This window comes from Ruegeria sp. (genome assembly GCF_965199275.1).
In the GTDB taxonomy this organism is placed as follows: Bacteria; Pseudomonadota; Alphaproteobacteria; order Rhodobacterales; family Rhodobacteraceae; genus Ruegeria.
In genome coordinates, this window is sequence record NZ_CBDAQX010000021.1 from 861,614 (window position 1) to 875,319 (window position 13,706).

Annotated in this window: 15 protein-coding genes, 1 tRNA gene and 1 pseudogene; 6 read left to right on the forward strand and 11 right to left on the reverse strand. The window is 57.3% G+C overall.

Annotated features, from left to right (window positions below; translation table 11 throughout):
* Positions 1–314: 314 nt before the first annotated feature.
* The 4 genes from istB to ACOERD_RS19015 form a co-directional block, all read right to left on the reverse strand.
* The gene (gene istB / locus ACOERD_RS19000; RefSeq protein ID WP_419737606.1) at positions 315–1,046 is read right to left on the reverse strand and encodes an IS21-like element helper ATPase IstB; all 732 of its coding nucleotides are present in this window, start codon (positions 1,044–1,046) and stop codon (positions 315–317) included.
* On the reverse strand, positions 1,033–2,541 hold the full coding sequence (istA, locus tag ACOERD_RS19005; RefSeq protein WP_419740056.1) for an IS21 family transposase: 1,509 nt from the start codon (positions 2,539–2,541) through the stop codon (positions 1,033–1,035). Before istA ends, istB begins: the two co-directional genes overlap by 14 nt.
* A gap of 157 nt (positions 2,542–2,698) precedes the next feature.
* Positions 2,699–3,259: an ISAs1 family transposase gene (locus ACOERD_RS19010; RefSeq protein ID WP_419740057.1), complete on the reverse strand. Its 561-nt coding sequence runs from the start codon at positions 3,257–3,259 to the stop codon at positions 2,699–2,701.
* Positions 3,174–3,905 (reverse strand): ISAs1 family transposase, encoded by a 732-nt coding sequence (locus tag ACOERD_RS19015; protein ID WP_419737836.1) that lies wholly within the window; start codon positions 3,903–3,905, stop codon positions 3,174–3,176. The genes ACOERD_RS19010 and ACOERD_RS19015 overlap by 86 nt, the downstream gene beginning before the upstream one ends.
* A gap of 225 nt (positions 3,906–4,130) precedes the next feature.
* Here ACOERD_RS19015 and ACOERD_RS19020 point away from each other — a divergent pair, with 225 nt between their 5' ends.
* Both ACOERD_RS19020 and ACOERD_RS19025 read left to right on the forward strand, forming a co-directional pair.
* Positions 4,131–4,883, forward strand: coding sequence for a response regulator transcription factor (locus tag ACOERD_RS19020; protein WP_170677261.1), 753 nt, complete (start codon positions 4,131–4,133; stop codon positions 4,881–4,883).
* Positions 4,858–5,373 carry a hypothetical protein gene (locus ACOERD_RS19025; RefSeq protein WP_170691295.1) on the forward strand — a complete coding sequence of 172 codons (516 nt, stop codon included), beginning with the start codon at positions 4,858–4,860 and terminating at the stop codon, positions 5,371–5,373. The genes ACOERD_RS19020 and ACOERD_RS19025 overlap by 26 nt, the downstream gene beginning before the upstream one ends.
* 11 nt (positions 5,374–5,384) lie before the next feature.
* Here ACOERD_RS19025 and ACOERD_RS19030 read toward each other — a convergent pair.
* Positions 5,385–5,470: transfer RNA gene (locus ACOERD_RS19030), tRNA-Leu, on the reverse strand.
* A 58-nt stretch (positions 5,471–5,528) separates the two neighbouring features.
* Complete coding sequence (locus tag ACOERD_RS19035; protein WP_419740058.1) at positions 5,529–5,741, reverse strand: hypothetical protein; 213 nt, start codon at positions 5,739–5,741, stop codon at positions 5,529–5,531.
* Between ACOERD_RS19035 and ACOERD_RS19040 the strand changes: the two genes are divergently transcribed.
* Positions 5,734–7,476, forward strand: a complete 1,743-nt coding sequence (locus tag ACOERD_RS19040) for an IS1634 family transposase (RefSeq protein ID WP_419737624.1) — start codon at positions 5,734–5,736, stop codon at positions 7,474–7,476. The genes ACOERD_RS19035 and ACOERD_RS19040 overlap by 8 nt on opposite strands.
* Before the next feature lie 275 nt (positions 7,477–7,751).
* On the opposite strand, the gene ACOERD_RS19045 is transcribed toward ACOERD_RS19040, so the two are convergent.
* The 4 genes and pseudogenes from ACOERD_RS19045 to ACOERD_RS19060 all read right to left on the reverse strand — a co-directional run bounded on the left by ACOERD_RS19045 (position 7,752) and on the right by ACOERD_RS19060 (position 10,724).
* Complete coding sequence (locus tag ACOERD_RS19045) at positions 7,752–8,870, reverse strand: alanine racemase (protein ID WP_419740059.1); 1,119 nt, start codon at positions 8,868–8,870, stop codon at positions 7,752–7,754.
* Positions 8,867–9,526, reverse strand: a pseudogene (locus ACOERD_RS19050) (D-arabinono-1,4-lactone oxidase); the annotation flags it as partial. The gene ACOERD_RS19045 and the pseudogene ACOERD_RS19050, both read right to left, overlap by 4 nt.
* A gap of 15 nt (positions 9,527–9,541) precedes the next feature.
* Positions 9,542–10,114, reverse strand: a complete 573-nt coding sequence (locus tag ACOERD_RS19055) for an FAD-binding protein (RefSeq protein WP_419740060.1) — start codon at positions 10,112–10,114, stop codon at positions 9,542–9,544.
* 88 nt (positions 10,115–10,202) lie between these two features.
* Positions 10,203–10,724, reverse strand: coding sequence for a DUF2478 domain-containing protein (locus ACOERD_RS19060; RefSeq protein ID WP_419740061.1), 522 nt, complete (start codon positions 10,722–10,724; stop codon positions 10,203–10,205).
* 156 nt (positions 10,725–10,880) lie between these two features.
* Here ACOERD_RS19060 and ACOERD_RS19065 point away from each other — a divergent pair, with 156 nt between their 5' ends.
* Both ACOERD_RS19065 and ACOERD_RS19070 read left to right on the forward strand, forming a co-directional pair.
* Positions 10,881–11,729, forward strand: coding sequence for an ISNCY family transposase (locus ACOERD_RS19065; protein ID WP_419740062.1), 849 nt, complete (start codon positions 10,881–10,883; stop codon positions 11,727–11,729).
* A gap of 68 nt (positions 11,730–11,797) precedes the next feature.
* A complete protein-coding gene (locus ACOERD_RS19070; RefSeq protein WP_419740063.1) occupies positions 11,798–12,061 on the forward strand; it encodes a hypothetical protein in 264 nt (87 codons plus the stop codon).
* Positions 12,062–12,209: 148 nt separating this feature from the next.
* Here ACOERD_RS19070 and ACOERD_RS19075 read toward each other — a convergent pair whose 3' ends face one another.
* Positions 12,210–12,875 carry an NnrU family protein gene (locus tag ACOERD_RS19075; RefSeq protein WP_419740064.1) on the reverse strand — a complete coding sequence of 222 codons (666 nt, stop codon included), beginning with the start codon at positions 12,873–12,875 and terminating at the stop codon, positions 12,210–12,212.
* Between the two features lie 141 nt (positions 12,876–13,016).
* On the opposite strand from ACOERD_RS19075, the gene ACOERD_RS19080 reads away from it, so the two are divergent.
* Positions 13,017–13,703 carry a hypothetical protein gene (locus tag ACOERD_RS19080; protein ID WP_170719286.1) on the forward strand — a complete coding sequence of 229 codons (687 nt, stop codon included), beginning with the start codon at positions 13,017–13,019 and terminating at the stop codon, positions 13,701–13,703.
* The last annotated feature ends 3 nt before the right edge of the window (positions 13,704–13,706 follow it).

A 13,706-nucleotide genomic window follows, 5' to 3' on the forward strand; every position in this document is an offset into this window, starting at 1 on the left:
CTCTAGAACGGCTAGTCTGTTGAAATTCTGGCATATTGCGGGAGTGGTCGGAGTTTTCGCTAAAAAATCCGACCTAAAACCCTACCGATTGGTCTTAGACGAAAGAAGCCGTTGAATTCTGTCAATCGGCATTGAATAATGACCCCCCATCGGCGTCCAAATTTGACCCCCCTTGGAGCTAAGAGGGGCGTTGAGGGGGTCGTGTTTAGGTTGATTCAGGAGGGGGTGGACAGCAGGTCAAACCGAAAAGAGAGCGTAGCTCGACTGAAGGTTTGACCTGCTGTCTGTTTTGAATTTATTCCCCGATTTCGAGGTTAGTCGCGGTGGTTAATTCGCCAGCTTTCGTTCCCGGTTTCGATGATATCGCAATGGTGTGTCAGTCGATCCAGGAGAGCAGTGGTCATTTTGGCATCTGTGAACACACTCGGCCATTCAGCAAATGCGAGGTTGGTTGTTAGCAGAATAGACGTTCGCTCGTACAGTTTGCTGATGAGATGGAAGAGTAATCGTCCACCAGACTCTGCGAACGGCAGATAACCGAGTTCGTCTATAATCACGAGGTCGACGCGGATCAGCTGCTCGCTGAGCCGCCCGGCGTTGCCTTCGCGATGTTCAGCCTCCAGCTTGTTCGCGAGATCCACAGCGCTGAAGAACCTGACCCGCCGGCGGTTATTGACCGCGTGGCCCCCGATCGCTGTTGCGAGATGCGTTTTGCCCGATCCGGTTCCACCGACCAGCACGCCATTCCTGGCCTGGTCCATAAAATCGCCGTCATGAAGATTGCGCACGACTTCCTCGTTGACGGGGCTGACCGTGAAGTCGAACTCAGGTAAGGACTTGCAGACCGGGAACTTTGCGGCACCCATCTGATACCGGATCGAGCGCGCAGTCTTTTCGGCCAGTTCGGCCGTGAGGAGTTCGGCCACGACCTGTTGGGGCCGCCAGTTGTTTTTGGCTGCGGCCTGCATCACTTCGTCAAAGCAGTTGACGATGCCTGGCAACTTCAGTTGACGGGCAAGTTCGAGAATTTCCTTACGCAGTTGCATGGGAGCCTCCAAGCCTGTCATAGCGAGCGCAATCCGCGATCGGTGCCATTTTCAGCTGCAGGTGGGCAGGCGGCTCAATCGCCTTTGGCGGCGGGGGATTGGTGCGCCGAGAGACAATGTTCAGGATCGCATCGGCCTTGCGCAGGCCAGATTTTAGAGCTTCTTCGCAGGCAGCCTCGACCACATCAATGTCGTGCTGGTAAGCAGCGAAAAGAATATCGGCAAGTTGCCGGTCTCCGTCGGATGTGCCCCGCAGATGGGTCCAGATCTGCGTCATTGCCGGTGGTAGGTCCCAGTCACGGAACGGTGCTCCATTGCGCAGAGCGCCAGGCTTGCGCTTGAGGACGGGCACATAGTGCCAAGGGTTGAAGATCGTTTTTCCTCGGCCGAAGCACCGTTCGTGCTCTCCGACAATCTCACCGTCTTGGCGCAGGACAATCCGCGTGGCGTAGACCTGCAACTGGACCTGACGTCCAACAGCTCTTGCCTCAACGCTGTATTTGTTTCTTTCGAAGTTGATCAGGCAGGTTCGGCTCACGGCGACCGTCTTTTCACGGAACCCGACGAAGGGCTTCTGCAGATGCGTCAGCAGCGGCTTTTCCTGCTGGAACTCCTCCCAGACCGTCACCTCCAGGTTTTCCGGATGCCGCAGTTCTTTTGCGCGTTTGATCGCGTCTTTTTGCAGCCGGGCATTCAATTCATCGAAGTCGGCCACCTCCAGACGCGGTGTAAAACTATAGGCGCAGCTCTCCTTGACCAGATTCTCAACCTGACCCTTCTCCCAACCGGCCGCGCGCGTACAGGCGATCGGGTTCACCAGATGATGAGAACACATCCGGGAGAATGCCTTGTTGAACTTTCTTTCCTTGCCCGACAGGATCGCATCGACGGCGGTCGTCATGTTATCGTAGATCCCGTTGATGCAGCCTCCACCAAAGAATTTGAAGGCCTCGTCGTGGGCATCAAAGACCATCTCCTGCGTCTCGCGCGGATAGGCAATGGAGAATGGCATGCGGCTATGGCAAAGTTTGAAATGGGCAACCTTCACGGTCGTGAGTGCACCGTCCATCAAAACCGTCTCCACACTCCAGTCGAACTGGTACGCCTCCCCAGGATCAAAGATCAGCGGGATGAACGCCTGCGCCTGTTGTCGGCCGTGCGCAATGCGCCAATTCTTTGTGTAGCGTCGAACACTGTCATACCCGCCGCCAAAACCATCATCGGAGAGTTCCTTCCAGATTTTGGTCATCCGCTTGCGGTGTTTCTTCGGAAGCGCCTCGTTCTCCTCAAGCGTTTCATCCAGACGCGCGCGCCAAGGCCCGAGCACCGGGTATGGCTGCGATTTGCGCTCATATTTGAACTCCGTCACTCCCGATCGGATTATCTTTCGAACCGTTGCACGGCTCAAATTGAGCGAACGGCAAATTTCCTTGATGCTCTTTTTTTCGATCAGGTGTAAGCGACGCACTTTTCTAATAGTTTCCACGCAAATCATCCCGCTTGCCTCTCCATCGACTGCTCAATGAAAAGGATGTCTACAACCATAGGGAGGGGTCAAATTTGGACGCCGATTTCCCCGCTTAGGGGGTCAAAATTGCACGCTTTTCTACATTGAATTCCCTCTACTTACCCGAAATCACCGGAACACAACCCTAATCAATGGTTCTAGGACCAAGTATCAAATCCGAATATCCGGTTGCAGGGCGATTCAGAGAAAGGTGTTTTTGGGTTGATCTGTGACGATTCTGATAGCCCTTGCGCGGTTGTCCTGCATCATTTCGATAGCCTTTGTTGGTGATTTCGATAGCCTTTGTTGGTGATTTCGATATGCGCTTGAGCAAGGTTCTGGTCGCGCTGACAAGGGTAAAGATATTGCGTGGCGCGTTGTCAGATCGGTTGGTGTAGCGATCCTCTCCCAGAGTGACATCCTTGTCGCGGTGCATGGTCTCGATGCGCCAATGGTTACGGTTCAGGCGCAGGATGTCTTTGGGTTTGGGCCGCGTCAGGCTGGTGATGAGATACACTGTCTCGGCCTGTGTTCTGGTAATCTGCCCGGCGCGGATATGCTCGCGGGTTCGGCTGATGCAGGCGATACTGCGGATCGTTGGCCACTGCTTGCGCATGTGCTCACTCAATGCCTCGACGGGAAGGATCTCGATGCGGCGCTGGTCGATTCTGCCGTGCCCCGATTGCGGCGTCTCCCGCCATTCCAACAGGGGGAAAAACCGGCGTCTTGAACGCCGTTTCGATTTCTCCCCGCAGGTCTTTCTGATTGTTCTTTACAGGGAACACGTAATCGCCACCCCTTTCCACAACTTTGGAAGTGACTGTTTTTTGGCAGAAAATGGCATCCCCGGTGACGATCTGTCCCGCAAGGTCAATCTGGTTCAGCAGCCGCAGGGCATCAGGTATTTCCATGCCCTTGCCGCGCGATGATGTGTGTCCGACGGATTGTTCAAGCGTCGCGCAGAACCCCGACAACACATGTTCCGCCTTGCCTGCCGCGTCCTTGCTGCCACGTAGAGTTTTGCCATCAATAGCGATCTGATGGTGATCTTCATCATCTTGTGCTGGTGCCGTAAGCCGCCCAAAGGCCTGCGCCAGGGTGGCCGGGTCGAGAATACGTAGCGTTTCCGTTAGCGTTGCATGGCAGGGTGACGCGCGCCCGCGACGGAACCCCAAGCGCATGAGTTGACGCGGCGTGAGCGTACGACCAAGGCGGAACGCCGCCATCATACCCTTGCGCCCACTGAGCATGGAGAGAAGCATCAACCCGACCAGCGCTTCAAGTGGGTGTTGACGGCCCTTTTTGCCGCGCGGGTCGGGAATTTGACGCAATACTGAACGAACCGATACCATCGCTGAAACCTCCTGTACCTGACATCCATAGAATGGATTCACTCAATCAAATGATTTGCAAGCGCTTTTTGACGTCTGGTAAATAGCCCTGATCCGGTTGCTGACCCCCTACATTTCATCTACAATAAGTCTATATTTTTAAGACTATTTCGGCTTTCGAACTGCCCGAATTACTTGTGTGAAAAACTGCGAATTGCAGTTCGGTTTTTTAGTGGGGGGACAGTAATGATTGACTCGTCTGAGCGTGACTACGCCTACCAGAATATCAAGACCGAAGACCTTTCAATTCACTTCATTGGTCGAGAGCTTTTTCTCTCCAATCAGACCCTCAGAAGCGTCCAGAACGAATTTGACGTTCGCGCATCGCGTTTCGATTCACTGGACGACCTAACATCTGCCAAAGCAAATGCTAGCCGCGTTCTGGTCGTAGATCAGGTCATGCTGGAGGATCTGCTGGAACGGCCAAGTAAATACGCGGCACAGGTTCCGTTTGGATGCCTCGCGTTTTCTTATCGCAAGGATGCCGCAGCCCGGCATCTGTTTGAACGCTGGGATCGCAGTCGGTACGGCGAGATCGGCTTTCTGCCTATGAACGTCGCCCCTGATGTGTGGCGGTCGATCCTGAGGCTTCTGATGCATGAGCAGCTGCACCTGCCCAGCTTCCTCGCGGATTGTGTCGCGGGCCCTAAGGCGAACCCCTGCAAGGCCCCAGCATCATCTGTAACGCCCAAGCCCGCCGACTCACAGCAGGTTGAACTCTTCGACAGGCTGACAAAACGGGAAAAAGAGGTCCTCAGGTTGGTGTCTCAAGGTCAGAGCAACAAGGTCATCGCCGCCGGGCTGGGGATTACGGAACATACCGTCAAGTTGCATATGCATAACGTGGTCGGCAAGATCGGGGTCAGCAACCGGACCGCCGCCGCTCATTTCTATTTCGAGGTTGCGCCTTTTGATGCGCAAAGCCCCCGTGTTGGCTGATCTCGTGGAAGAACGGTTTGACCGGCTTATCCTGTTGGTGGGGCGGTTAAACTATATGTGGACCAACACCGAAAGCCTGTTGATCCACCTGATTGCCGGTCTGGCTGGAACCAGCAAAGACTCTGCCGTTATCATCTTTCTGACCCTGAACACGACCCGCGCCCGGATTGATCTGGTTGAGCGGCTAGCGAAAATGGATGGCCGCCCCGAGGGCATTCGGGACCCGATCCTGGAGCACACAAAACGGCTAGGGAAACTATCCGGCATTCGCAACCGGTTCAATCACTGCATCTATTCGTTTGACCCAGAAAGCGGCAACCCCAAGACCATTCTGATGCGCATTGCGGACCGGAAAACAGACATCAAAATGGGTCGCACGGATACTCTGGATGGTGAGGCCCTGCGCGAGATAGAACAGGTTGTCGAAGATCTATCCACCCTGAACCGAGATATCTGGCAGCTGATCACAAGGCTCGACTATCCGGTCTAAGGAGCTGTGTGTGGTACCCGCGGCCGGACTCGAACCGGCACGGCCTTCCGGCCCAGAGATTTTAAGTCTCTTGTGTCTACCATTCCACCACGCGGGCAACCTGTGTCGACCCGAGGTCGGCACGCGTTGAGAACTACGCCCATAGCTTTGCGAATTCAATGCGCTTCGCGGTGAAAAACGGCTGAAAAATCGCGCAAGTATCGCTGTGCTATCGGAGTCAATTCCTGACTTCCGACCTTTTTGTTGATCTGACTGGGTTTTTGGTTTGTTTTCAGGTGTGGTTGCTCAGAGGCGCGTTGTAGTGCCCCATTATTATAAAAAGTATTGACATGGGCCTTCAGATGGCTAACCTCTTCGCCCATGTTCATCCGCACCAAACATGACGCAAAGCTCAACCGCACACGGATCCAGATCGTTGAATCCGTCCGCACCGGCTCCAAGGTACGCCAGAAGATCCTGCGCCATGTGGGTGTGGCCCATAACGACAGCGAGATTGAGGATATCAAGCGTCTGGCGGGCCGCTTGATGGAGCAATTACGCATTGATCGCTCGCCGCAAATGGAACTGTTCACGCCCACGGAATATGCCGATCTGCAGGCGCTGGTGCGCCGCGCTCCGCGGCCGGACAAGCTTGGCGTTGATCTTGCCGAGTGCCGTGAGGAGGCGCGGGTCTCTCTGGGTCTGCGGGATGTCATGGGGACGATGTATGACCAACTGGGTTGGGGGGCCCTTCTGGGGGCGGCGCGTAAAAGTGCCAATCGCATTGTGAAAGAGCTGGTTATGGCGCGGATCGCACAGCCCGAGAGCAAGCGCGCGACCGTGGAGGCGTTGGAGAACCAGGCAGGCATCACGCTCAATCTGGACGTGGTCTATCGGAGCATGGATTACATCAATACGCCGGTGATAGACGGGATTTGCAAAACCTCTCACGCGGCGGCAGAGAAGTTGCTGGGCGGGCCAGTGACCGTGCTGTTCTACGATTGCACGACCCTGGCCTTTGACACCGAGCGCGAGGACCCGGCCGAGGATGCGGACGGGGTCGAGCAGGATCATCTTCTGGCCAAGGGCTTCAGCAAGGATGGCAAGCATCACCGCGCTCAGGTCATGCTGGCGCTGATCGTCACCTCCGATGGGCTGCCTGTGGGCTATGAACTCTTCCCGGGAAACACCTGGGAAGGTCATACGCTGGAAGCTGCGCTGAAGGCGTTGGAGGGACGCTTCGACGTGGCCAGGGTCACGTTCGTGGCCGATGCCGCCATGCTCAGCAAGGACAACCAGCAGATGTTGCAGAACAAGGGTCTGCCCTACATCCTCGGCTATCGCATGAAGTCCGCCCCGGCCGCCGTGAAGGCGAACATTTTGAGCCCGGAGGGACGCCAGCCTTGGGCTGGACACGGTTCTGAAGAGGCAACCGAGAAGGGCTGGTACAAGGTGATCGACCAGGAGGGAGCGCGGGTCATTGTGACCTGGTCACCCACCCGGGCACGCAATGATGCCCACAAGCGCGACAAGGCAATCGAAAAGCTGCACAAGAAGCTCAAGCGCTCTCGCAAACCCGGCAGCTTCAGCAGCCGGGGATATGGCCGCTTCCTGGCCTTCCCCGACAGCGGGGACGTCACGCTGGATGATGCAAAGATCAAGGCAGCGGCACAATGGGACGGGCTGCATGCCATTGTTGTTCATGGTGCGGACGAACTGGAGGCACAGGACGTCATTGCCCGCTATCACCAGTTGTGGGAGATCGAAGCCTGCTTCCGCACCAACAAGCACGATCTGAAAATCCGGCCCATCTATCACTGGTCGCCGCGTCGGGTCCGGGCCCATATCGCCATCTGCTACATGGCCTTCTGCTGCCTGCAGCACCTGCGCAAGCATCTGGACCTGCTCGGACACCCGATGAGCCCGGCTCGTATCCGCAACGAGTTGAACGCATTGCAGCTCTCGATCCTGCGCCACAAAGGCACCCCTGACCGCTACGGCATGCCAAGCCATGCCACGGTCGATGCCAGACGCATCCTCACCTGCGTCGGCCTGACCTGGAACGAAGCCCCTTTCAAGATACCCCCCGGGCGCACCCGAAAAACTGGCCAGACCAAAGCCTGAGCTCCCTCAACACTCCGAAACAATCGCTGGCGAAAAAAGTCCGTGTAGTGCCTTTTGGCAACCAAGGCATAATAATATCAATGACTTATACGAAAAAATGTCGGAAGTCAGGAGAGATTTTAAGTCTCTTGTGTCTACCATTCCACCACGCGGGCAACCTGTGTCGACCCGAGGTCGGCACGCGTTGAGAACTACGCCCATAGCTTTGCGAATTCAATGCGCTTCGCGGTGAAAAACGGCTGAAAAATCGCGCAAGTATCGCTGTGCTATCGGAGTCAATTCGGCAAGCATGGCCATTCCGCGATCACCTGCCCTTCTCGCACCGCTAAAACCGTTCCGAACTGGTTCAGAACAGCCTCGCTCTGGCTCGGGCGGATCAACGCGATGTCACCGGGTTTGACGGCATGGCTAGAGCGGCCGGTCCAAACCTCCTGATTGCTGGACCGCCCAAAGACCGAGGAATAGGTGAACCCGCCGGGGTGTACGGGTTGGCCGAGAAAATGTCCTCCGAAGATCGCGATATGAGTTTTGCGCTGGGGCAGGAACTCCAAACCCGGCAGAGGGTTTGAAGGCATGGACTTGAGGACAGGGGTGGCCAGAAACGCAGCCGGTTGAAAGCCAGTGGTGGTCGCGTGGTCGAAATCGGATGGCTTCACGAGGATCGAGCCAAACGCAACCTCGGTGGCTGGCCCGGGTGTGTGATAGCTATGAAAGGTCAGGCTGCCGCCGGTGTTCAGGCAATAAACCGCGCCTTCAGGCAGTGCAGCCACGGCATGTTCAAACGCTTTGGCGCTGGCCTTCGTTGCCCGTGACTTCAGGAGACCGGGCAGCTTCGCCAGATGCGCCTCATACCCCATAAGCCCGCTTAAGCGCGCGTTTGGATGCGCAGAGATAACCCGTGCGAGTTCGGCAACCTGATCCACTTTCAACCCGCCACGGTGCAGGCCGATATCCACCTCAAGCGACAAACGCAGGGCCGTTTGGCTTGTTTCCGCCAAAGCCAGATACTCGCGCAGGCGTTCTGGGGTGTCGATCAGCCATTGCACCCGATCTGTGGCGTCCGGGCTGGTCTGCAACACACGCGTCGCAGAAGTAACGGGCAGCGGTTTTCCGATCAGATGGTCCGTATCTTTTTCCGCTTGCAGTAGCTCCATTAGCATCGGTTCGGAGAAGCTCATCAAGCCTGAGCTGGGGATCAGCCCGCGGATATGATCCAGCAACGGCAGGCAAGGCAGAGATTTTGCGACCAAGCGCCGGTCCAGTCCGGGGTCAGCTGCGGCCTGTGCTGCCCGGCAATTTGCCTCGACCCGATCCAGGTCTATTGCGACGACAGGCTGATCGACCCCGTGGGTGCGCAAAGCCTCGGACAACCTGGTGAGGTAGGGATCGCTCATGGCCGGAACAACCGAGCCAAGGCGGGCGTCATGAATTTGCCCTGTGGGTCCAATTCCTCACGCAGGGCGCAGAACCGGTCGAAATCCGGAAACAGGCCGGACAAGTCTTTGTAGGAAAGACTGTGCATCTTGCCCCAATGCGGGCGCCCTCCAGCCTCGAGAAATAACGGTTCCAGAGCGTTGAAATAGCGGCTGTGATCTTCACCCGCATCCGTGTGCAGCGCGATCGAGATCCGTGGGCCGCCCTGAAAAGGCGACAGGCAGGCCGTGTCACCCGCCGTCTGGCGCACTTCGATCGGAAAATAGATGTCCTTGTGGTCACGCTCTAGTCGGAGAAAGACCTCGGCCAAAATATCACCGGCAACGTCAACTGGCAGATGATACTCCATCTCCTTGAACCGAATATGTCTGTCGCTGCACAGCACCCGCCAACTTTCGCCGACGTAATCCTCATCCGAATGGGCCAACGTGAGCAGGTTCAGCAGCAGCTTGCGCAGACCGGGACTGAAGCGCCCAGCGTTTCGGGCGAGCTTCAGCACCTTGACCGCCAGCATATCCAGATCGCGAGGGGCCTTGCTTTCGGGGGCATCGGTGACGGCGTGGCGCAGCTCGACCGCTTTGCCGGTGAAGGGGATGTAGAAGAACTCAAAATTCCGGTTCTCGGCCCAATTCTAATGCATGTTGGCCAAGACATCCGGCAGATCGGTCAGCGTGACCCGACGGCGCAGATTGTATTTCGGCACGACATTGATCCGCGCCTCGGTCAGAATGCCCAATAGACCCAGCGTCACCTGCGCCATCTCCAGCGGGATTTGCGAAGTGGTCAGTATGTCACCAGTCGCCCCAATGAACTTGGCATCTGCAATCTCGGCCGCCAGGCAGGGCAAAGTGCGTCCAGTGCCATGAGTAGCCGTGGATGCAGCCCCGGCCAGAGATTGCGTGTTGATGTCGCCCAGATTGCGGAACGCCACACCCTGTTCAGCTAAGGCGGGCGAAAGATCACGCAGACGCGCATTGGCATTGGCCCAGACCTGCCCATCTTCGACAGGTCCAACCGTAGGCAAATGCAACTGTGACAGATCCAATATCCGCTCGGCGCCACATACGATTGGGGTAAAGGAGTGCCCTGCCCCGACGACCCGCAGGTTCTCAGGTTCCGCAACCGTCGCCCGCAGCTGATCCAACCCCAAAGGGCGCGAAATCGGAGCGGTGGCGGTTTCGTTCCCGGCCCAGTTTGTCCACATGCCTATAATCCTCCCTGAACGAGGATTGCAGCGAAGGCACGGCCAAACAAGTCAGGATATCAGCGCATTACGCTACGTGAGGCTGCTCTCAGGCGGCATCCGCCCGCTGGGCTGAGACCTTTTCGAACCAGCTGACAATCGCCTCAAGATCCGGGGTCAGTTGTTCTGCCGCGCCGCCCGTGAAGGCCTGAAACTTCTCGTCATTCAACCCGTTCACGCCCAGCAGAACAGGAAGGTCCTGCGCCAGCGCCTCGGCGATGACAGGGCGGAAGCCGCGCCCGTCGGCCTCATGCTTGCCGAACTTGTTGATAATCATCAGCTGCGGGTCATCGGCAAGCGTTGCCATGACCTGTCCCACAGCCTGCTCGAGCGCCGCAGGGTCCAGACGGCAGCCGCGCGCATGCTCGCCTAAGGTTTGCGAGATACGGATAGTCTCGCCATCTGGCAAAACCTGCACATCCATATCGCATTTGCTGCTATCGGTGCATTCCGTGTTGGTCTGCACGACCCCCGCCAGTTTGGCACCACGCGCCAGCAGGTGTGCGGCCACGGCGCTTAACAAGCGGTCAGTCGCGCCGCGATCGGTGGTGGTAACATAGGCCAGATGCATTTTTGGACCTCGTAAGTCAAACTTCAGCGTATCAGATAGCACGGTACTCGCGGGTCGACCACTCCTTGCTTCACGGAATGTCGCTAACACGCGATATGTCCGGTGTATGTAACATGCGATCTGTCCGGTTCTATTCTGTCTCTGAGAGGAGGCGTTATGAACCGAGCAGAAGTGTTACAGGAAGTTCGACTGATGAAGTTTGAAGATGTGTATTCGCGGCGAAGCGCGAACAAGCTGACGCAAGAACAGGCGGCTGAGATACTGGGTGTATCCGTGCGCACCGTCAGGCGTTGGGAGGATCGATTTGAGGCGGATGGTGCAGAAGGTCTGTACGACCGTCGGCTTGGCAAACTGGCCAACAATCGTGTTGCCACGGATAAGGTCATGGAGATGCTTGAACTGTTTGATACCAAGTACTGGGATTACACGCCGAAGCATTTCCACGAGAAGCTGGTGGCCCACCATGGTTTCACACAGAGCTACAACTGGGTGCGGCTTACACTGCAGCGCCACGGCCGGGTTCAGGCAGCACCCCGACGAGGTGCCCATCGGCGCAAGCGGCCCCGCCGTCCGATGGTTGGCATGATGTTGCATCAGGACGGCTCCAGCCATGAATGGGTTCCGGGTCAGTGGTGGGATCTGATCGTCACCATGGACGATGCCACCAACCGGGTTTATTCGGCATTCTTTGTCGAGGAAGAAGGGACGATGAGCAGTTTTCAGGGGCTGACAGAGGTGATCGAGGCGCAAGGTCTGTTTTGCTCGCTCTATGCCGATCGGGGCTCTCATTACTGGCATACGCCCGAAGCGGGCGGCAAAGTGGACAAGGACAATCTGACCCAGGTCGGGCGCGCCTTGCAGCAACTCGGCATTGAGCTGATCCCGGCCTATTCACCGCAGGCCCGTGGACGGTCTGAACGCATGTTTGGCACGTTCCAGAACCGATTGCCGCAGGAACTGCGGTCCCATGGGATCACAACCATTGAAGAGGCAATCAGTTCCTGAAAGAGGTCTATCTTCCCGAACACAATGCCCTGTTTGCAAGGGAGCCGGAGGATACGACCTCGGCCTTCGTGCCGTTTACAGGCAATGTGCGCGACACCCTGTGTGTGCAGGAAGACCGCGTCGTCGGCAACGACAATACGGTGCGCTACAAGGGCCTGGTCATGCAGATCGCGGCAGACAGGCACCGTCATCATTTCGTCAAGGCGAAGGTCAGGGTCCACGAATACCCCGATGGTCAACTGGTCATCTTCCACGGCCCGAGATGCATTGGCCGCTACCAGCCTGACGGATCACCCATCACACAGGAGGATAGCAAACACAAAGTCGCGTGACCCGCTTCGACGTGGCGCGAACGCGGTGGCCCAAATCTACGGTCGCCTACGGCTCCCTCCGAATTGGGCCACCGCGCAATCAACTGAAGCGGACAATTGGCATGTTACCTACACCGGACAATTCAGAATGTTCTCGACACTCCTTGCTTCACGGAAGTGGAGAGACACCGATCAAAGCACCGTGCAAACCGATCAGAACGGCAAAGACGGCAAGCGAGGCAAGCCACACGTGAAGGGGCGGCCACGGTGAGGGCGCGCGCAGCGAAAACCGCGCCGTATTACGCGATAGCTGCGGCCAATCTGCTCCCAAGGACCGGGTCGTGCGGCGGTCGATCAGCGCCATGCCCAGCGCGGCAAAACCGGCGAACAGGCCAAACAGGATCACATGAGACAAACTGCCATTCGCGAGAAGATGCGCCCCGGCCCACAGCGTCAGAGCCGCCAGAAGCGGATGGCGGGTGGTGCGCAGAATTCCGGGGCGGTCCGGATCAAAAGCCGCCTTCCCCAACCCACCAAACGAAAACGGGCTACTGATGGTCAGTCCGGCCACAGCCAGCCAACACACCACTGGCATCACGACCAACGGCACCCAGCGCAGCACCGGCCACGGGGGGATGATCTCGACATAGGGTGCATTCGCCGCGGCCACGATCAGCCATGCAAGGACGACGAGGGACAATAGCGAATACGCCAGCAGATACCCCCTGTGCCCTAAAACCGTGATCAATCTGGCCCGCACCGGTGCCCGCGCGGGGATGGCGTGGCTTAGGAAAAACGCCGTCAAAGCCGATATGAATGGCACCCAACTGGACATGTACTCTCCGATAGATGTTTCGACCCGTGTAAAGGTATCGTGCAGATTTGGTCTTGTGCCAGATCAAGTACCGGCGGCGGCCCGGCCACGTCTACGTGAAATCGCCTTGCGCAACGCAAGTGACGCACTAGGGTTGATCACATGGTTTTGCGCATTCTGTTTATGCTCCTTTTGCTTCTGTCCTCCTGCGGGCGTCCCCTGACCGAGCAGGAGCGTGGCTTTGCAAGCGCGGTGCAAGGCACGACGCTGGATCTGGATAGTGTCCGGCTGGTCAAAGGGGCCCCTGTCGTGCCAGTCACCTATTTCCGCGAAGCCCGCCCGCGTGAGGCCTGTCGGGAACGTATCCTTCCGCCTGTTGAGGCTGGCGTGGTCACTGGAAAACCGGCCGCCGTAGCCCTGTTCAACAAGGTCTATTTCGCACGCGATTGGTATCTTGAGGACTATATGTCCGACTATCCCGAAGAGATGAACCTGATCGCCGCGATGTTACTGGCACACGAACTGACCCATATCTGGCAGTGGCAGAACCGCGAGACCACGGGCTATCACCCTCTGCGCGCCGCAGCGGAACATGGCGGGCGCAAAGATCCGTATTTGTTCGATCTGGAAACCTCGCCCGATTTCCTGTCCTACGGGTTCGAACAGCAGGGCGCGATTGTCGAGGAATACGTTTGCTGCCGCGCACTGGACCCTCAGGCGCAGCGCACCAAACGGTTGCACGATATGCTGGGCGAACATTTCGATCTGTCCCCGCTGCCACAGACCGGCCGCGAGCGTGACATCGCAATCCCGTGGAGCGAGGCAAAGATCGAAGGCATCTGCAGCTGAGGT